Annotated in this window: 13 protein-coding genes; all 13 read left to right on the top strand. The window is 33.0% G+C overall.

Translation table 11 applies throughout. The features are described 5' to 3' along the window. The first annotated feature begins 350 nt into the window (after positions 1–350). The 13 genes from ACWNT5_RS07340 to ACWNT5_RS07280 all read left to right on the top strand — a co-directional run bounded on the left by ACWNT5_RS07340 (position 351) and on the right by ACWNT5_RS07280 (position 22561). A complete protein-coding gene (locus ACWNT5_RS07340; protein ID WP_456517010.1) occupies positions 351–6482 on the top strand; it encodes an alpha-2-macroglobulin family protein in 6132 nt (2043 codons plus the stop codon). A gap of 19 nt (positions 6483–6501) precedes the next feature. Next, positions 6502–7380 (top strand): helix-turn-helix domain-containing protein, encoded by an 879-nt coding sequence (locus ACWNT5_RS07335; RefSeq protein WP_456517009.1) that lies wholly within the window; start codon positions 6502–6504, stop codon positions 7378–7380. A 105-nt stretch (positions 7381–7485) separates the two neighbouring features. Continuing rightward, a complete protein-coding gene (locus ACWNT5_RS07330) occupies positions 7486–8943 on the top strand; it encodes a hypothetical protein (RefSeq protein WP_456517008.1) in 1458 nt (485 codons plus the stop codon). Positions 8944–9007: 64 nt separating this feature from the next. Further along, positions 9008–9550, top strand: coding sequence for a hypothetical protein (locus ACWNT5_RS07325; RefSeq protein WP_299608461.1), 543 nt, complete (start codon positions 9008–9010; stop codon positions 9548–9550). A 124-nt stretch (positions 9551–9674) separates the two neighbouring features. After that, entirely contained in the window at positions 9675–11270 is a 1596-nt protein-coding gene (locus tag ACWNT5_RS07320) for a GMC family oxidoreductase (RefSeq protein WP_456517007.1), read from the top strand. Positions 11271–11301: 31 nt separating this feature from the next. Continuing rightward, a complete protein-coding gene (locus ACWNT5_RS07315; RefSeq protein ID WP_456517006.1) occupies positions 11302–12165 on the top strand; it encodes a dioxygenase family protein in 864 nt (287 codons plus the stop codon). Positions 12166–12204: 39 nt separating this feature from the next. Continuing rightward, positions 12205–12954 (top strand): hypothetical protein, encoded by a 750-nt coding sequence (locus tag ACWNT5_RS07310; RefSeq protein WP_456517005.1) that lies wholly within the window; start codon positions 12205–12207, stop codon positions 12952–12954. 102 nt (positions 12955–13056) lie between these two features. Continuing rightward, positions 13057–13683, top strand: a complete 627-nt coding sequence (locus ACWNT5_RS07305; protein ID WP_299608472.1) for an O-methyltransferase — start codon at positions 13057–13059, stop codon at positions 13681–13683. Positions 13684–13699: 16 nt separating this feature from the next. Then, positions 13700–14233 carry a cytochrome b gene (locus ACWNT5_RS07300; protein WP_456517004.1) on the top strand — a complete coding sequence of 178 codons (534 nt, stop codon included), beginning with the start codon at positions 13700–13702 and terminating at the stop codon, positions 14231–14233. A gap of 12 nt (positions 14234–14245) precedes the next feature. After that, on the top strand, positions 14246–14680 hold the full coding sequence (locus ACWNT5_RS07295; RefSeq protein ID WP_299608477.1) for a cupin domain-containing protein: 435 nt from the start codon (positions 14246–14248) through the stop codon (positions 14678–14680). Between the two features lie 159 nt (positions 14681–14839). Continuing rightward, the gene (locus ACWNT5_RS07290) at positions 14840–21394 is read left to right on the top strand and encodes an alpha-2-macroglobulin family protein (RefSeq protein WP_456517003.1); all 6555 of its coding nucleotides are present in this window, start codon (positions 14840–14842) and stop codon (positions 21392–21394) included. Positions 21395–21557: 163 nt separating this feature from the next. Beyond that, entirely contained in the window at positions 21558–22112 is a 555-nt protein-coding gene (locus tag ACWNT5_RS07285) for a hypothetical protein (RefSeq protein WP_456517002.1), read from the top strand. Positions 22113–22120: 8 nt separating this feature from the next. Next, a complete protein-coding gene (locus ACWNT5_RS07280; protein WP_456517001.1) occupies positions 22121–22561 on the top strand; it encodes a hypothetical protein in 441 nt (146 codons plus the stop codon). The last annotated feature ends 94 nt before the right edge of the window (positions 22562–22655 follow it).

The following is a 22655-nucleotide window of genomic DNA, read 5'->3' as shown; positions in this document are numbered from 1 at the left end:
ATCATAAAATAAGAATTTACCGAAACCAATACTTATGTTTTGCAATTACCAAAAGAGATCATTAGTAAAAATGAATCGATAATTAACCAACATAAACAAGTAGTACACCTTTAACATCCTTACTCATTAATTCATTATTTAATTTGTCAACGAACTCTAAAAACCAGTAGTTTACAAAATCCTAAAAACTCAATAAATTAAATAGTACACTAAACCACATAAGCTTTTCCCTAATTTATCGTTGCAATTATGTAGCTTTATAAAGTTATTTACTAGCAGTAAGTTTTTACATTATCATGAAATGGTATAAGACTTGCACTGAGTTTTAATAAACACAAAAAACCAAACAGATGAAAGAACGAATCATTCTTGTTTTCATACTCGTTATAATAAACCTAAATTATACAATGGCTCAAAACAATAATAACTACCAAGATGATTGGAAAAAAGTAGAAAGTTTTGATAAAGATGGACTACCTAAATCCGCATTAGAAATTGTAGAAGCTATTCACTCTAAAGCTAAAAAGGCTAATAATACAAATCAGATTACAAAAGCACTGATTTATAAAGCCAAATACCTTTTGGTTTTAGAAGAAAACGCACAATTAAATATTATTAAGGAGTTCAAAAAAGAAATTGCAAATAGCAAATTTCCTAGCAAAAATATATTAGAAAGTATTCTTGCTAATTTATATTGGCAATATTTTCAGCAACATAGATGGCAATTTTATAACAGAACTAAAACTGCCAAAAAAGTAGATAAAGAAGATTTTAGAACTTGGGATTTAGAAACGTTGTTTGTAGAAATTCATTTCTATTATCAGAAATCCTTAGATAATGGCTTGCTAGCCCAGCAAACAGATTTAACGCAGTTTAACGATATCTTAGAACAATCGGGAGATTCTAAAATATACCGCCCTACTCTTTTTGATTTTTTATCTCACAATGCATTAGTATTTTACAAGACCTCTGAAACAAGTATTACTAAGCCAGCGTATGCTTTTGAAATTGATTCTCCAGACTATTTAAAAGACCACCAACAATTTTCTTTAATAAAACTAGAAACAAAAGATTCTTTATCATTACAATTTCATGCTTTAAAAATATATCAAAACCTTATCAATTTTCATAAAAGAGATAAGAAACCAGATGCTTTGATCGAGGTAAATATCGAACGTCTAAAATTCGTGTACGAACATGCTATTTATAGCAACAAACAAGAACTACTGCTAACCACATTATTATCAGAAAAAGAAAAACACCAACAATTTCCTGCAGTTACCTTGTACAATTATGAGATTGCCGATTTATATAAAACACAGGCAGCTACATACATCCCAAAAGAAAATGAAATACATCGCTGGACATTACAAAAAACAATAGAAATATGTGATAATGCTATTTCTAAACATCCAAAATCCAGAGGAGCTAATAATTGTGCTTACCTAAAAGAACAAATTCTGGATACAAATATTAATAGTATAACATTAGAAAGCTATATACCTATAAATAAGCCTTCCAAACTTCTAATCAATTACAAAAATCTAGATCAGGTGTATTTTAGGGTTTTAAAAATTAATAGAAGTGAATTAAAATTCTTTAACAAGCTTTACCAAAGCAAAGAAAAAATATCTTTTTTAAACAAGTTATCTACTGTAACTTCATGGAATTCTAAGCTGATAAACGAAAAGGATTATCAGAATCATACTATAGAAATTAACGTTCCTGTATTGCCTCAAGGATCTTATATGATTGTTGGATCTACCTCTAAAGATCTTAGTGTTAATACGTCTTTCTCTTTTGGAAATCTTCAGGTAACTGACTTAACACTTGTAGAAAGCAAAACAAACAAGGCTACAAAATTTCAGGTAATCGATAGAACAAATGGGACTCCCATTTCTAATGCTTCTATTAAACTTACTTCTGATAGAAGAAGAAACCAATTAAACAAAAAACTTAGTACCAATGATAAAGGTGAAGCTTTTTTTACCCAAGAAGGATATTATTATAATGTATTAGCTACAGTTACCAAAGGAGAAGATGCTGCTTATTTCAATGGTTTATACCTAAACCATTATGGTGGTGATTCTGAGCCTGACAATACTACGCGATATACTACATTTCTATTTACAGATAGAAGTATTTACAGACCAGGACAGACAGTTTATTTTAAAGGAATAATGATGTCTTCTGCTGGAAATGAAAAGCATAAAGTTGTAGCAAACAGAGCCACTTTTGCAAAACTTATAGACATGAATGGACAAGAAGTAAAACTTCTTAATTTCACCACTAACGAGTATGGATCATTTGCTGGAGAATTCATTTTACCTTCGTCGGGACTAACAGGTAATTACACAATTCAAACGGATAGTTATAACAGTACGTATATATCGGTTGAGGAATATAAACGACCAAAGTTTGAAACAAAATTTAATCCTGTTACCGAAACCTACAAAGTAAATGATAGTATCCATTTAACAGGAACTGCAACTGCATATGCTGGTAGTAACATTACCGATGCCAAAGTGGTATATCGTGTATATAGACAGGTGCAATATCCTCGTTGGTGTTATTGGTTCCCTTCATACGGATCCGAAGAACAAGAAATTACCCACGGAGAAACAAAAACAAATGATAGTGGTGAATATAAAATAACTTTTGCAGCATTACCTGACAAAAGTGTTTCTAAAGAAAATCAACCTACTTTTACTTATAAAGTAACCGCCGATGTAACTGATATCAATGGAGAAACCAGGAGTACTACAACCTATGTAAATGTAGGATACCATGCATTGATAGCCTCACTAAATATTAGTTCGGAAATTGATAGAACCAAAAAAGATCAAGTTTTATCTGTATCCACTAGAAATCTAAATGGAGAGCTTGTTGAAAATAGTGGAAACATTACAATATTCAAATTACAAGCTCCAGAATGTCCGCTTAGAGTTCGCCCATGGAAAGCACCAGATTATAAAAGTAGCACCAAAGAAGAATTTAAAAAACTATTCCCTCATGATGCCTTCCAGGATGAAGATGATTTTAGAAACTGGGAAAAAAGCAATCCGGTTTTAGAAGCATCATACGATACTAAGGAAACGAAAGACAATACCAAAGGAACCGCAGAAATAGAACTTAAAAACTTAAAAAAATGGGAAACAGGTAAATATATCATAGAACTTAAAACCAAGGACAAATTTGGACAAGAAGTAAAAGATATTACCTATATCAATGTATTCGATCAATCTGAAAAATCTATTGCAGACAATAAACTTTTCGAAATTACTACAGATAAGAATACCTACAATATTGGAGATGATGTTGTATTAAAAATTAGTTCTGCTTCTGAAGATATCGTCGTAACCTTAGATATCGAAAAAAACAAACAAGAAGTTGATACCAGAATTATTAAACTTTCTAACAATAGTAAAACGATTAAAATTCCGGTAAACAAAACTGATCTTGGAGGATTTGCTATTTCGTACAGTTTTGCCAACTATAACGCATATCAGAGTGGTACTATACCTATTACTGTACCTTATGAATCAACACAATTATCTATAGAAACTAAAACTTTCAGGGATAAACTACAACCTGGACAGCAAGAAACCTGGAGTTTTACTATCAAAGGACCTAAAGGAGACAAGGTATCTGCAGAACTATTAGCAAGTATGTACGATGCATCTTTGGATCAATTTAAACCGCACCAATGGTATTTCAACCCAATCAATAGACCAGTATTCTATTCGTATTCTCAGCGTAATGCTAACAAGAGTTTTACCAAAGGAAAATTTAATATCTATCCTCACAAACTCTGGAAAACCAGCTTTACCAGTCAATACTATGACCAGCTTAATTGGTTTGGGTTATATTTTGGAAACTCTTACAGAAGTCTAAACACTTTCTCTAATGTTCGCGGAAAGAAAATGAGCAGAATGGCAGAACGAAGTGCTCCTGCTCCTGCAGCTGCTATGGAAATGGTAGAAGATGAAGCTCAATTAGAAGAAGTTACTGTAGCTGGTTTAGCTAAGGAGGAATCACAAATAGTACAAAAACCACTTAATTCACTTACCGACGCAGTTGTTGATTCTCTAAAAGGGGTTTATGGCAAAAAAGGTCCCTCTTTAGAAGTAGTAAAAATTCGTAAAAACCTACAAGAAACAGCATTTTTCTTTCCACAATTAACTACTGATAATGAAGGAAACATAAGTTTTAATTTTACGACTCCAGAAGCATTAACAAAATGGAAAGTACAATTATTAGCACATACCAAAACATTAAACGCGGGAACGCAATTACTAGAAACAGTTACGCAAAAAGAATTAATGATCTTACCCAATCCACCAAGGTTTTTGCGAGAAGGAGATCAAATCATTCTGAGTTCTAAAGTATCTAATATTTCTACTAAGGATCTTACCGGTATTATAGAACTACAACTTACCGATGCACTCACTGGAAAATCAATAGATACAGACTTACAAAACAACAATATTCGACAGGAATTTGCTGTAAAAGCTGCGGGAAACACTAATATTTCTTGGGAATTAAAAATTCCGGATAATGTACAAACGGTGCAATACAAAATCATAGCAAAAGCAGGTGAATTTTCTGATGGAGAACAAAATGTATTACCCGTTCTATCCAATCGTATGATGGTTACAGAAACATTGCCCATGTGGATTCGATCTGATCAAACCAAGACATTTACCTTAGATAAGTTAAAGGATAACACTTCTAACACCTTAAAGAATCATAAGCTTACGTTAGAAATGACTTCTAATCCAGCTTGGTATGCAGTGCAAGCATTACCCTATTTAATGGAGTACCCTTATGAATGTGCAGAACAAACATTTTCTAGATATTATGCGAACTCTTTGGCAAGTCATATTGCCAATTCTAATCCTAGAATTCAGGAAGTCTTTAATCAATGGAAAAACACGGATGCTTTAGAAAGTAACTTAGAAAAGAATCAGGAATTAAAATCATTGATCATCCAAGAGACACCCTGGTTACGCGATGCGCAGAGCGAAAGTGAACAAAAGAAACGCATAGCTTTACTTTTTGATCTGAATAAAATGAATAATGAGCTGCAACGCGCTATTAATAAACTACAGCAAATGCAATATGGATCTGGTGCTTTTCCATGGTTTAAAGACGGAAGAGAAAACAGATTCATCACACAACATATTGCTTCAGGGTTTGGGCATCTTAAAAAACTTGGTGTTACGCAATACGATAGTAAAACCAAAGGAATGATGCAAAAAGCAGTTCGCTATCTAGACCAAGAGTTTGTAGATGAATATGAAGAGCTAAAAAGATATTGTAAAAAACATAATGTTGATATCAATAAAGATCATTTGAGTTATACCCAAATGCATTATCTCTATATGCGTAGTTTCTTTTCGGATATCAAAAGAAATAAGAACACCAATGAAGCTTGGGAGTATTACTTAGGTCAGTCTAAAAAATATTGGTTAAAAAGAGGTTTATATGCTCAAGGACTATTAGCGCTGATCTTGCATAGAAATAATGACTCCATCACCGCTACAAAAATCATAAGATCTCTAGATGAAAAAAGTATTACTAATGAAGAATTAGGAATGTACTGGAAATCTAACGTAGGTAGTTGGTACTGGTATCAAGCACCCATCGAAACACAAGCATTGATGATCGAAGTCTTTTCTGAAATTGAACAAGAACCTAAAAAAACAGAAATTGTAGACAACCTAAAGATTTGGTTATTAAAAAATAAACAGACTAATCAATGGAAGACTACAAAAGCTACTACCGAAGCTGTATATGCGTTACTACTACAAGGTAGTGATTGGTTATCTGTAACCGATATGGTAGAAATCGTGCTTGGAAATCAAAAGATTGATCCTAGTAAGATCGAAGATGTAAAAGTAGAAGCTGGAACAGGATATTTTAAAACCTCCTGGAATGGTAATGAAATCCAAAAGGATATGGCTACTGCCAAAATTACCAAAAAAGGAAAAGGAATCGCCTGGGGAGCTTTGTACTGGCAATACTTCGAAAACCTTGATAAAATCACCTCAGCAGAAACTCCTTTACAGCTTAAGAAAAAACTGTTTATAAAGAAAAACACAGATCGTGGTGAAGAGATTACAGAGATTACCGAAAAAACTAAACTACAACTTGGTGACTTAGTAAGAGTACGTATTGAGTTGCGATCTGATCGCGCTATGGAATTTGTACACATGAAAGATATGCGTGCTTCTGGATTAGAGCCAATAAATGTACTATCACAATACAAATATCAAGATGGACTAGGATATTATGAAAGCACTAAAGATGCATCTACTAATTTCTTCTTTGACTATTTACCAAAAGGAGTCTATGTATTTGAATATGATCTTCGTGTGAACAATAAAGGGAATTTCTCCAACGGAATTACCACTATTCAGAGTATGTATGCACCAGAATTCAGTAGTCATTCTGAAGGTGTTCGAGTTCAAATAGATTAGTAAGTTTCTTTTTCAAAAGATGAAAGATGACATAAAACATATAAAATTTGACAACAAAACGAATCCAAAATCCTATTTTGAAATTGTTCAGATCGAAGAACTATTAACAAGAAAACTAGATCATGACATTTGCAAAAATCATCTCGTTAAATTCTATATCATCCTTTTTATTATAGAAGGTGAAGGATTTCATACTGTTGATTTTGTAGACTATCCGTATCAAAAAGGCACGATACTTTTAATAAGAAAAGATCAAATTCAAAAGTTTTTTAAAAGTCCTAACGTGAAAGGCTTTTTATTAATCTTTACAGAAGAATTTGTTATCAGTCATCTTAGCAAATTAGAAGCAATTAAATCGTTTCAATTATTTAATGAATTGCTTAGCTTTCCCAAAATCCAACTAGATCCTTATGATATTACATTTTCCGATTTCTCCACTCTGATTAATCAAATGCAATTAGAATATAAGATCAAAGATGAGTACTCTATTAGTATAACTCGTAGTGCCTTGCATATGGTAATTACAAAACTATCTAGAACTAAATTCAAAAATGAACAGTTATTAGGAAAGAAAAAATACTTAGCAGAGTTTTTATCCTTTCAACAATTGGTAGAAGAGCATTGCTTTCAACATAAAAAAGTAATGTATTATGCTGATAAGATGGGATGTTCTACAAAAACCATCAACAATATCGTGAATGCTATACTTAATAAACCTGCTAAAACTTTCATTGATGAGATCGCGATTACCCAGATCAAAAGACTACTCATTGGTTCTAATGAATCCATAAAGGAAATTGCATATACATCTGGTTTCGATGATCCAGCTAATTTTTTTAAATACTTCAAAAAACACGTCGGAACCTCACCAGAAATCTTCAGAAAATCACATCGTTAACATTTTTCCGATTTTGACACTATTTAGGATCAAATTCACCATCTAACTCTTGTATCTGTAAATTAATTTTGATGATAACTTTTAATTATTATCAAATACAGTAACATGAAACACGCAATCAACCTTACCTCAATAATTCTATTGGCTGTTTTATTTAGTCAATGTTCAGAAAAAAAAGGTACGTCAAAAGAAGCAAAAACAATTATGGAAGTAACTACTTTCGGAATTAACGGAACAGTAGACCCATTAGATTTTAAAACCAGAGATGCACAAATTGAAACGAACTTTACCAGCAAACAACCTGGTTTTATCAAAAGACAAAGTGGAATTAATGAAAAAGGAGAGTATGTGGTCATTGTCTTTTGGGAAAGTCAAAAAGATGCAGAAGCATCTATGAATAAATTTATGAGTGATCCATCTGTCGCAGATTACGCAAAAATGATCAATGGTTCTACAATGAAAATGGAACGCTATGGAATGGATAAGACTTTTAACGCGGATAAAAGTGAGTTTGTAGAAGTAATGACTTTTAATCTAAAACCAGATACGGATATAGATAGTTTCGATACCTTAAATCAAAAAGTAGAAACAGATTTCACAGGAAAAAGGGATGGTTTTTTACAAAGACTCACTGGAGTTAATGAACAAGGAAAACAAGCTGTTGCAGTATATTGGACCACTAAAGAAGCATCGGATGCTTCGATCAATGATTTTATGGCAGATCCAACAGCCAAAGAATTCATGTCCAAAATGGACCAATCCAGTATGTTCATGGGACGTTATGAATTATTACCATTTCATAAGAGTAAGAAAGAAAAAGTAATAGCACTTTTAAACAGTTTCAATACTGGAGATCAAACACCAATTTCTTATATCAATCCGCAGAAATACATCCAGCACAATCTAGATGTAGCAGATGGATTAACAGGCTTTGGTAAGTTAATGAAAAATGCTCCAGAAGGTGGATTTAAAGCAAAAGTGGTTAGAGCTTTTGAAGATGGCGACTATGTATTCACACATACAGAGTATGACTTTTTTGGTCCAAAAGTAGGTTTCGACATCTTCAGATTCGAAAACGGTAAAATCGTAGAGCATTGGGACAACCTAGCTCCTATTACTCCACCAAACCCAAGCGGAAGAACACAATTAGACGGAACATCAGAAATTAGTGATCGTGATAAAACTGCAGCTAATAAAACTATCGTAAAAAACTTTATCAATGATGTATTACTGAATCACCAAAATGAAAAGATAACCTCCTATATCAATCCCGAAAAATACTTACAACACAATTCTGCAGTGGCAGATGGATTAAAGGGATTTGGAGAAGCCATGGAATACTTTGCTAAAAACGGTTTGGTTATGGAATACGATAAAGTACATATGACTATAGCTGAAGGTGATTTCGTATTAGCTGTTAGCGAAGGGAAATTCGGTAAAGGAGATCCTACCGCATTCTACGATCTATTTAGACTAGAAAATGGTCTTATCGTAGAGCATTGGGATGTAATAACTACCATACCTGCAAAATCAGATTGGAAAAACGAAAACGGGAAATTCTAAACCAAGATTCCCTTTTACTATTCAAATATTTCAAAACAAACGTAAACTTTTTAAAACCTTAATTATGAAAAAATTAAAGCAAAACACCCTATTTCTATTTTTAACAATAGTATCAACTTCACTATTTATTTCTTGCGATAGTGATGATGATAATAACACCATACCTCCCATCAATACAGGAGTAAGTGTAACAGTGGCAAACACATTTCAATCTGCTACCATTACGTCAGGAGTCGAAACCGCTATTGAAGATCTTTTCATGCAACCGGCAGGTTCTTTAGAAGCAACTGCAAATGTCAGTGATGCTACTGAATTCCCGGCATACTTACTAGGGTTGTATGATATTGACATCGATCAAAACAGTATTTCTTTTGAACTAGTAGCTGGGGCTAACGATCCAAACTACGGGCCTTTATTTAGAACATTAGAACCTGATACATTCGACAGATACTATTTAACTTTTGACGAAGCACAAAACGTAAAAGGATTTTCTTCTAGTAACAGTTCGGTAACTCTAAGAATCGACGCTAATAATATTTTAGTAGTTGAAATTGGAGAAGGATTCGAATTTCAACCAGGAGCTTCCTTTACAATTACCCTAAACTAACTAAATCTTCAACCCCACTACACAACTAACTTAACTAGGCGAGGTCTTAAAAGTTCATTCAGCAATTATAGATTGTTGAATGAACTACCTACTATTATCAACACATAAAAATCATACAAAACTCATGGAACCAAACAAATCATTTGACTATATCATTGTTGGCGGCGGAACTGCTGGTCCAGTAATTGCCACAAGGCTGACAGAAAATCCAGCTAACTCAGTGCTACTTATTGAAGCTGGAAAAGAAAATAACAAAGAAGCCATGGGGTATGTCCAAGGTGCGGGACAAATGTGGACACCTGATACTAATTGGGGCTATAATTCAACTCCACAAAAAGGGTTGAACGACAGAGCTATTATGCAACCTCGAGGAAAAGTTCTAGGTGGATCCGCTTCCATAAATATTGGATCTTGGTCTAGAGGTACTGCGTCGAATTATAATAGTTGGAATTTAGAAGGTTGGGATTGGGACACTGTATTAAAATGGTACCTAAAAATTGAAGGTAGTGATCATGGGAGTGGACAATATAGAGGATTCGATGGACCAATGAAGTTAGAACGAACGCCAGAAGGAACATATATGACCCAAATCTTCAAACAAGCATCCAAAGAAGTGGGATTAGGCATAACCGATGATCTAAATGGTGAAAAATTAGAAGGTTTCGACGTATGGCAATGCATATACCGAAATGGGAAAAGGCATAATACCGTAGTAAACTATCTCGATAATGCTCGATTACGTCCCAACTTAACTATTCAAACAGAATCTTTCGTTTCTAAGTTAATTATTGAAAACGGAAAAGCCACTGGAGCAGAGTATTTTCAAGATGGTCAAACTAAAATAGTGAAGGCCAACAAAGAAATTATCCTCTGTGCAGGTACTTATGCCACACCAAAAATTCTCATGTTATCGGGGATTGGCCCTTCCGGTTATCTAAAGGAAATAGGTATAGAAGTTGTTCAGGATTTACCTGGTGTAGGTAAAAACCTTAAAGATCACTTACGAACGGATATCGGTGTTACCGCTCCAGATGGAGTTGGTGTATCATTAAGAGCAAACCCTCAAGATCCCAATCAATTGCAAGAATGGAGAACGACAGGATATGGTCCACTTTCCGTTGCAGAAAACACAAGTGTTTCATTTTTCAAATCATCACCAGATCTTCCTGTTGCAGATATGGAGTTAATGTTCAACATTAATGCTCCAATGCAATGGGGCGCCCCACCACCAAAAAATGCAGGATACCATATTGATTTAGGTTTAGTACAACCTAAGAGTAGAGGTACTATTAGATTAGCTTCTTCGGATCCAAAAGATACAATCCTAGTGAATCCTAATTATCTGGGAGATGATAGGGATATAAAAACATATATCAAGGGTATGAAAATTGCCCTAAAGTTTTTTCAAACAGCGTCACTTAAGGCCTATACAGATCTAGATACAATTACATTACCTATCAATGCCTCAGACGAAGAAATTGAAAACTACATTAGAGCCAAAGCAGAATCTATCTATCATCCTGTAGGTACCGCCAAAATGGGATCAGATGATGATCCAATGGCTGTTGTAAATACTAAACTACAAGTACGAGGAATAGAGAATTTACGGGTAGCTGATGCTTCTGCAATTCCTGATCTTATATCTGGCCATACAATGGCGCCAACTATCCTAATTGCTGAGAGAGTCGCCGATTTTATTAAAAACCAAAATAACATATGACCTCAAAATTTAAAACTAACATATAATTAATATGTCTACATTAAATAATTTCAAAAAATTTACAGATTCCCTCCCAATTCAAGGAGGAAAAATGCCAGTATTATTTACTTCTCATGGAAATCCAATGGACATTATAAAATCCAGAGAAGAACGAGTTTTTTGGAATACTCTTTATGATTTGGGAAAGGAGTTGCAAAATACATTTGAGATAACAGCAGCACTGGTTGTTTCTGCCCATTGGTGTACCAATGATCAAACATTGGTTAACGTATCTCATACACAACAACAGATTTATGATTATTACGGATTTCCAAAAGAGTATTATGATGTCATTTATAATGCAAAAGGAGCACCGGATATAGCAAAAGAAGTTGTCAACCTTGTCTCTTCTGCAAAAGAGACAATCGATTGGGGTTTGGATCATGGAGCATGGCCAATGTTAATGCATTTATTCCCTGATGGAAATGTACCTGTTTTTCAAATGAGTATTAATTATAATGCCAATCCCAATTATCATTATGAATTAGGAAAACAATTAAAGAGTTTACGTAAAAAAGGAGTATTAATAATTGGTAGTGGCGCTTTTATCCATAATATAAGGTTAGGGATGCAAAAAATGATGCAAAAAGACACATCATTATATGGGTGGGAAGCTGAATATGATAATTGGTTGAAAAAACAAATCGAAGCTAGAAATTTCAATGAATTGATAAATTACGCCACCAGTCATAAATACGGAATTCTAGCCGCTCCAACTCCCGACCATTATGTTCCATCTTTATATAGCCTGGGACTTATGGAAAAGAAAGATGAAATCTCATTCTTTTTTGAAGGGGAAGAATCACTAACCGTTCCTGCTTTTGGAGAACGAAGTTTTTTAATACACCAAATGTAATTACCTATATCTAAAAATAGTAATTAAAATATAACTTACATGAACTATATACAATTAATAACAACACAACAATATAACGAAATACTATCCCAACTTTCTGATAATGTAATCCTTAACCTACAAAGTGTAGGAGTCTCTAATGGGAAAGATGAAGCTCTTCAACTTCTGGAAAAGCAACATAATTATCTAAAAGATGAAATTAAAGAGATTAAAATTTTTAAAGAATTTGAAGACAGCAAACATCTGGTAATAGAGTACGACATACTGCTAAACAATACTTTTGATTTACCATTAGTGATAATTTTTGAAAAAGACGGAGATAAATACGGTGCGATACGAACGTATCATTCTGTGTATCCTATTACGGAAGGACATGTTTTTAGAGCATCTATTTTATCAGAACGTATCGAATTAACCGAACCCACAGAAGTAGTAAACTATTTTAAGTCTATTGCTGTGGGATCAACCGAAGAAACCATGGAAACGCTGTCTTTTGAAGATGATGTGTATTTCCGAGAACCTGCAGGTTGGAGATGGAATCATAAAACCAAACAAGGTTTAAAAGAACATTTTGATCACTTTTTTAGCGATGGTGGTGTTCCTTTAAAATTCCACAATTATATTTTTGATAATAATAAAGGAACCTTCGCTGGTGAATATACTTGCGACGTATGGGGAAGTGCTTCCTTCAAACCCCAAGCAGGAGTTTCCATCTATGATATCAATGAAGAAACTGGTAAAATAACTGGTATTCGTGTATATGATAATGTAGACCCTAACTATAAATAGAATTTAACATTAATCATTACCCCTAAATTTAAGAACGCTATGATATTTTTTATTCATTGACAATGTTTCAAAAAGAATCATACACCAAATTTATTATTTCATATGAATACGATAAACAACGATAAAGTAAACTCAGTAATAAATGAATTATTTCTCGATTCTAGAGGTGATTTTTTCAAAATGATAAAGGCTGTTTCAAAAGGTGTGATCAGACCTTTACAACCCGAGGATTTTAAAGATCTATATCTTTCAATTTCCAAAGAGCAAGGCGAAGATCTAACACAACTTATCATAAAAAACAATTATAAAAATATTGTAGAATTTGGTACCTCTTTCGGAATATCAACCTTATACTTAGCGTTAGGTGTTATGGAAACTAATGGTTCTATAATAACTACAGAACTAATTGAATCCAAAGCTCAAAAAGCTATCACAACTTTCAAAAAAGCTGAAGTAGATCACCTTATTAACGTAAAAATTGGAGATGCTATGAAAACATTAAAAGATCATGAAACACCCATAGATCTTTTGGTTTTAGATGGTTGGAAAGATCTCTATCTACCACTATTCCGAATGTTAGCACCTAATTTCCATAAAGATACTTTGGTTTATGTAGATAATGCAGACATGAAAGAAACACAGCACTTTTTGGATGTGATAAGTCAAAATCCAACATATCATTTACAACCCATGTATAATGGTAAAGTTTATTTGATAAGCAGTCTATAACCCCAAATTAAAAACGATGGACACATCACTTTCTACATATAGCAATCGAACCGTATGGATTCATTGGGTTTCTACAGTATTGATTTTTGGACTCATCTTTACAGGAATTAAAATGGAACACCTATCCGTAAGTGCAGAAAAATACTTCCTATATCAATTGCATTTCTCAATGGGAAGTTTGGTATTTTTATTAACAATTATCAGAATCATTGCACTATTCAGCGATACTAAACCTAAGAACTTGTATCCAACTACATCATTCAGAGAAAAACTAAGAAAAGGTGTTTATTATGGATTCTATCTGGTTATTCTTTGGATGTGTACATCTGGATTCCTATCACTTGTTTTGGAAGGAATAGTACCTTCTTTACAATCAGGAAATTGGAAAGATTTACCTGAAATCAGTGCAGATGGATTTCATCCGATTATGCTATCGCATCATATCATTGCTAAAATGATGTTCCTTTTATTACTATTACATATTGCTGGTTTTATACTCCATTTAATCCAGAAAAAAGAAAACACATTAAAACGAATTTGGTTTCACTAAAAATATTCATAAATGAAAGACAAAGAAATTATTAGAAACGGACAAGGAGAAAACTATAACTATTCTCAGGATCACTGTTTTATCAAACTTTCTTCAGATACAACAAATGGTGAATTATGCTTTGTAGAAGACACCTTAAAACCTGGTTTCTACCTGGCAAGACATCATCATAAAATTATGACCGAGGTATTTTATATCCTAGAAGGAGAAGTAGAATTAATTTTTGATGATGAGACCGTTATCGCAAAACCTGGAGATACCATAACCGTTCCTCCAAACGTATGGCATGCGGCTAGCTGTAAAGAAGGTGGTAAAATGCTAACCATTTTTAAAAATGGACAATTCGACCTCTACTTAGAAAAACTCTCTACAATGTCTGATAGTGATTTCGAAGATGGAGAATTAATGAAAGCTGTTTCTGCAGAATTTGATATCTATGAGGAATAAAGAATATTGTATTCTATATTAAACATTCTCTTCTTCCATATGTATTAAGAAGAGAATGTTTAACATATATCACTTCCCTAATCCAAATACCTCATTCGCTCATTCTTGATGTTATAAGTTGTATTGATTTATGTACTTCGTAGTAATAAACTAACTACTATGAGAAATCTATACTACATCTTCTTCCTACTTTTCTTTCTTACAATCAGCAGTAGTGCTCAATATAAGTACGATAAACTATGGGCAAAAATTGAAAACCTAGAACTTGAAGGCAAAACGAGATCTGCGTACAAAGAAATTGATCTAATACGTAAACTAGCACAGCGAGAAGACAACCAATCGCAAATCATCAAATCATTTTTATACCAAGCTAAGTATAAACTTCTATTGGAGGAAAATGCGGAAAGTAATGTATATGAAATGTTACTTTCTGAGATAAAGAAAACAAAATTCCCTACTAAAAATATTCTAGAGTCTATTCTTGCTAAAAGTTTAGAAAACTATCTAGACAGCAATGCATATAAAATCAGAAACCGAACTAGTACTGACACAATTATATCCTTAGATTATAGAACTTGGGATATCAACACATTAAACGAACAAATACACACACACTATCAAAACTCTCTAAAACAACCAGAACAACTTTTAATAATTAATGACACCGTATTTTCAGAAATTTTAAAACTTGGAGATAATGACCAAAAATACCGAAATACACTGTATGATCTTTTAGCCAATAGAGCTATTGGTTTTTATCATTCAAACAACTATTCCCATACAAAAAAGGATCTTGCTCCTATCCTACCCGATTATTATAGTATCCCCACCGTTTTTAGCACTAAAGAAATTGGTAATGAGAATGAATTTTCATTCATAAAAAACACTTTGAAATTATATCAAAGTATTGAAAAAATACACTTACTAAGAAAAGATTCTTTATCGCTTATTCATACAGCTTTAGATCGTTTAAAATTTGTTAAACAAAAAAATAACTCTCAAAAGAACTTGTATTTCGATGCATTAAAAAATTTACAATCACAATACACAGGAATATCTAGAATACCGATATTCTTAGATTTAGCAAAGTATTATAAAAATAATATGCATATCTATTTTCGTCCAGATTACAATACGAAAGCTATAGAAATATGTGATCAGATTCTAAAAGAAGCACCGAATACCCCTCCAGGAATTGAAGCAAAAAAACTTAAAGAATTAATTACCAATCCAAGTTTAAAAATTACCACAGAAAATTTTCTTATACCTAACAAAAAAAGTAGAGCTCTCATTAAATATAAAGATATCGATAGCATCCATATTTCATTTTATAAAGTACCTTTTTCTTATCAATCCATAAAGGATAGCTACTATGATATTGATTCTTTAATCACAGATTTTACCAAAAACCACATTCCTGTCAAAAAAAAGATATATAATTTACCAAAGGATCAGTATCACATAGAAAGATCAACCGAGGTAATTTTACCTGAATTAACATCAGGAAAATATCTTATTATCGTTAGAAAAAATCCTAGTACAGATTTCAAAAATGATATCTATGGTATTAATTATATCCAAGTTAGCTCTTTAGCATTAATTTCCTTCTCTGGAAACCAAAAAACCAGTTATCAGGTCGTGAATAGATATAGTGGATCACCCATAGAAAATGCTTCTATATCATTACAAGATACTAGAAAAGAAATGCCTTTTTTAAGAAAACTCATCACCAACGAAAACGGAAAAGCAACAATCAACCTAGAAGAGAAATCACATCAACTAAATACATTCGTATCAAAAGGTAATGATTCTCTTTTTCTGGAAACATTTATTAATCCCAAATATGTATCTAAAAGATATCATAGAAGTTATTCAAAGGATTTAGAAGCTAAAGCCAAAATATTCACAGATCGAAGTATTTATCGACCTGGGCAAAAAGTATATTTCAAAGGAGTTTTAACACAACGAAATAAGAAAAAATCTAGCCCAGTTGCTGGAGAATTTGTAACCGTCACATTATATGATGCCAATAATGATGAAGTTAAAGAACTACGTCTTAAAACAAACGAGTTCGGTTCTGTACATGGCGAATTTACGTTACCTACAAATAGACTAAACGGGGAATTCACTATAGAAATAGACGAAGATTATGAAGAGGACTCTAAGTTCTGGGAGGATATGTATAATTTTGAAGTAGAAGAACATACAATTAGGGTTGAGGAATATAAGCGTCCTAGGTTTGAAATTACATTCGATAAAATAACCGAAACCTATACCCTAAATGATTCTGTAAAAATTAAAGGAGTAGCTAAAGCTTTTTTAGGAGCAGCAATATCCAATACCAAAGTAAATTATACAATTACCAGAGAAAGAAATTATCAATTACTCGACGATCGAGAAGAAGTTGTGATCACAGGAAGTACAACGACAAATTCGCAAGGTAATTTTGTTATCTCTTTTATTCCTTCAATCAACTCAACAACTAAATCAGTATCTAACCTCATATATAATTATAACATAAATGCTGAGATTACTGATATCAATGGTGAAACGAGAAATGAAACGCAAGGCATTAGACTAGGCTACCATAGCTTAGAAGCTAATATCCTTATGAATCAGAACTTATTATCAGATAAAACAGATAATACACTTTATGTAAGCATCAAAAATCTGAACAATCATCCAATAGGTTATAAAGGAACGGTATCCATTTATAAATTAAAACATCCAAATAAAGTTTTACGTAAAAGACCCTGGAACTCACCAGATATTCAACAAATTCCAAAAGATACATTTGTTAAATTGTTTCCGAACGATGCATATAAAAACGAAGACCTCGATACACATAACGATAAGGATATTATAAAAACTTATACCATAAATACCGAGAAAGACGATAAAATAACATTAGGCAACATAAAAAATTGGAAAGGAGGAAAATACGTTGCTAAATTTCATACTAAAGATGAGTTTGGGTATGACATTACTGCAGAACACCAATTTACACTCACCAATCCAAAAGAAAAATACCTTGCAGATAATCAAATTTTTAATTTTAAAATAAATGATAGTCAAGTAGAGACTAAAAATATCCTAAACATAGAATTAAGAACCGCTGCAAAATCTTTATTTGTTCATGTAGAAGCTTATCAAAAAAATAAAGTGATTTTTAAAGATGTCGTAGAAATTATTAATGGTAAATACAACATACCAATACATTTAAAGCAAAAAAAAGATCAAATCGATATACAAGCTTCTTTTATAAAGTATAATTGCATCTGGACTGAAAGGATTGCGCATTATTTTCCACATCAAGATGAAAGTACGGATCTAAACATTGAGTTGGAGACCTTCAGAAATAAACTAGAACCAGGCAACAATGAGACTTGGAAGCTTAAAATTTTAAACAATAACAACAAAGCTGCTTCTGCAGAAATACTAGCTTCCATGTATGATATGTCTTTGGACACCTTCCTTAGTCACGAGTGGCAAGGTGATATAAAAATACCCATTGCAGAACCCTATTACTATAATAATCTTCCCAGTATACAAACACAGATTTCGTTTAGAAACCTTTCTATTTGGATAAAAAACCTACAGGTAAAATACTATCGCCCACGGAATTTCACCTATAATTCAATCAATACCTTTGGATTTCATTTTTCTAATCCAGAACGAGGTCATAGAAACTATCTAAGAACCATTTCATATCACTCTAAACCGACAAAACCTAAAAAAGGTAAACGATTAAAGGCAACAGGAGGAACAATCACCGGTATTGTAACAGATGCCGACGGGCATCCATTACCAGGAGTAAATATTGTGATTAAAGGAACAACTCGCGGAACACAAACAGATTTTGATGGGTTATTTACAATTGAAGCTGACAAAAATGATCTTCTTATATTTTCTTATCTAGGGTTTATTTCTTCGGAAATCAAAGGAAATAACAATAGAGCTTCCATAATGATGAGAGAAGATGCATCGGAGTTAGAAGAAGTGGTTGTAGTAGGTTATGGAACTAGGAAAACAAGAAGTGTAACTGCTTCTGTAGTAACTGTAAGTTCACAAGAGATTAGCAGTATATATCATCAGACGTTGATGGGAAAAGTTGCAGGGGTAGAAATTGCATCAGCAACAGCGGCGGCTGGATCTTCTTCCTCTATAAAAATACGAGGATATGCTTCTGTAAAAGATAAAGAAAAAGTACTAATCGTTGTTGATGGAGTACCCTTTCTAAAAGGTCGACAATCGCTAAACACCGAGGATATTATAGATATGCAAGTATTAAAAGGTAGTGCTGCCAAAGCCATCTATGGAAGTAAAGCCGTTAACGGTGTTATTATCATTACTACTAAAAAAGGTGTAGAAGCATTACAAAAAGTGATACCAAGAAAAAACTTGAAAGAAACGGCCTTCTTCTTTCCACAGTTACAAACCGATAAAAAAGGAAACGTAAGCTTTAGCTTTACTTCTCCGGAAGCGTTGACTCGATGGAAATTTCAGGCATTTGCTTATGACAAACAACTAAATACGAAATTAATTCAAAGCGAAGTAATTACCCAAAAACAACTAAGCATTGTTCCTAATATTCCTCGTTTTCTAAGAGAAGGCGATACTGTAACTATATCAGCTAAAATTGCTAATATGGACATTAAGAAAATGAAAGGACTGGCATCTCTAACCCTAATTGATGAAGTTTCTCAAAACGATTTAAAAACACTTTTTCTAGATAACAATACTGTACAAAACTTTGCTATAGATGCTAGAGGAAATACTTCTGTAAGTTGGAAATTATACATCCCAAAATCCGTACAAGCTATCCGCTACAAGATTGTAGCAAAAGCTGGTAAATTTAGTGATGGAGAAGAAAGTGTGATTCCAGTTTTAACCAATAGAATGTTAGTGACAGAAAGTATTCCTATGTGGGTACGTCCCGGAGAACAAAAAACGTTTGGGTTTCCTAAAATGATAGATCAACCTTCTGTTACCAGGCAAAACCACCAGATCACCTTAGAATATACGACCAACCCTACCTGGTTTGCCATAAAATCATTGCCCTATCTAATGGAATATCCATACGAATGTGCAGAGCAAACCTTTGCCAAATATTATAGTAATGAGATCGCTAGTCATATCTTGAACAGCAATCCGAAAATTAAAAAAGTATTTGACAGCTGGAAAGCAAATGGAAAATTAGTATCTGATCTAGAAAAGAATCAAGAGTTAAAAAGCATATTGATTCAGGAAACACCATGGCTCAGAAATTCTAAAAATGAAAAAGAACAACAAACAAGATTAGCAGAATTATTTGATCTTGTCAAAATCACCACAAAACAAGAAACTATTTTGGATAAACTAAAAGGCATGCAAGATACTTCAGGAGGATTTCCATGGTTTAGTGGCGGTAATACAAATCAGTATATTACCAGACATATTGTATCTGGATTGGGACATCTTAAAAAACTACAAATAGATACAGAACATGCCTACACCTCTAATGTTATTGCAAAAAAAGCAATCGCTTATCTGGACAGTAAATACTTGGAAAATTATAAGCAGCAACTACGTATCGACAGCACATACGCTTTTTCCAGAAGTGATCTTCACTATTTCTATGCACGAAGCTTTTGGAATGAAAAATATCCAATAAGCAAAAAAATCGATAGTATTTACAGGAAACATATTCGCAAAGAGCAAAACAAATGGATGCAAGAAAGTCTATTTCAAAAAACTATGCTGGCATTAATACTATATAGATATGGTGACTCCAAAATCGCCAAAAACATTATTAGAACATTAGCAGAAAACGCAGTAATATCTAAGGAAAACGGAATGTACTGGAAAGAAAACAAATCTGGTTGGTATTGGTATCAATCTCCTATAGAATTGCAAGCATTGATTATAGAAGCTTTTTCTGAAATTACCGGTAACACTAATACTATTAATGAATTAAAAACGTGGTTACTAAAAAAGAAACAACTAGAAAGTTGGAGTACCACTAAAGCGACTACAGAAGCCATTTATGCCCTACTATTACAAGGTAGTGATTGGTTATCTGTAGAAAAAAACGCGGAAATTTCATTTGGAACAACATTAAATAAAACTGAATTGCTCCCAATGAATACAATTGAAGCAGGTACCGGATATAGTAAAATACAATGGAATGCAGAAGAGATCACTAATACAATGGACCATATAACGGTGCAAAACAAAAGTGCTGTGCCGCAGTACGGAGGATATTATTGGCAATATTTTGAAGATCTCGATAAAATTACTGGTCCAAAAGAAGATAAAATTATAATCAAAAAAGAACTTTTTCTTAAACAAAATACTACCGAAGGAACGATTTTAAAAAGAATTACGAGTAGCGAAAAACTTAAGATAGGTAACCTAATCACTGTGCGTGTAGAGCTCAATGTAAAAAACAACTTCGAGTTTGTACATATGAAAGATATGCGAGCATCTGGATTAGAACCTACCAATGTTATCTCTAAATACAAATGGCAGGATGGATTGGGTTATTATGAAAGTACCAAAGATGCATCTACCAATTTCTTCTTTGATTATTTACCAAAGGGAGTACACGTGTTTGAATATGATCTACGTGTCAATAATAAAGGGGATTTCTCTAATGGTATTACTACCATTCAAAGTATGTACGCTCCAGAATTTAGTAGCCATTCCAAAGGAGTACGGGTAAAAGTTCACTAAATACGCACACCTAATTATACATTTACAAGTAATTGCTAAATAAGAATTCAATATACCGTAAAAATTAGTCGTACATTAAGAGCTGGTTACTCATTATATCGGATGAACACTTCCATAGGATATATCATCTTATTAAAAGAAATGCTAATAAAAATTGTTCAAAATGAAAACAACAAATCACTTAGTAAAAATTCTTTGTTTAATATGTATCCTGTGCTGTTCTTGTAATTCTCCTCAAAAATCTAATGCCGGTTGGCAAAAGGTTTTTCAAAATGATGAAAGTGGTGATATCATTTACGGAGATAAATCAAAATTAATCGATGCGGTACGATTAGGATATCCAGTTAGAATTGGTTGGGGTGGTAATCGGGTCGAACATATTGCCGATGCAACCTTTTTAACCATTTTTGAAGGAAAAGAAGTTTTCGCACAAATCAATACCATTGTTGGTCAAGCTCCAGCAATTGATAATGACTCTCTTAAACTTCGATTCAGAACACAAAACCATTGGACAAAAATTTCAGGAACTAACGGCTATGCTACCAACTTCATGACCAATTATCTCAAAGATTCTATTGTTGGTGGTGGTACTGATCGATATACTGCAACAACTTGGTACGTTTTGTATCCCGAACACTCTTTAGATATAGAAGCAAAACCTCTTTGGCGAAAAGAATCTAAAAACTGGGGAGAGTGGAATAAAAAGAACAAAAAATAAAGGGAATTATGAACACCGTTAAAATACTATCCGTACTAATCGGTCTATGCTTCATCAGTTGCACTAATAACTCCAAACCCACTTATGAAATTTCAGGAAAGAATAGTAAAACGATTGTTTCTATAATTGATGCCGTTAACGAAAAAAATGCTGAAAAATACGTGCTTGGATTTGATCAAAATGTAAAGGTCTTTGTTGAATCTGAAATAAAGATACATGGAAGAGAAAATTTGAAAGCTAATAGAGAGAACCATTTTAAAAGTCATCCAAATATTATATCTGAAATACAACACCTAGTGGAAATAGATGATAAAGTAATTCTACATGACAAAGTTTGGCTTGATGAATCTGATAAGATTGGTCAAAACATTGTTGAAATTTTCACTTTTGAGAATGATAAAATAGTACGAGTAGATGTCATTCAACCTAAAAATTTATTCAACAGATAAAAGAATTGTATTTTTGAATAATTTTTTAGATAATAAACCTAAAAACACGTAAATCCACTGTTGTTTATCGAGTTAGTATCCTAGCATTATTCTC

The sequence above is a fragment of the Aquimarina sp. 433 genome (assembly GCF_054054605.1).
This window is presented reverse-complemented; position numbering and strand designations above follow the sequence as displayed.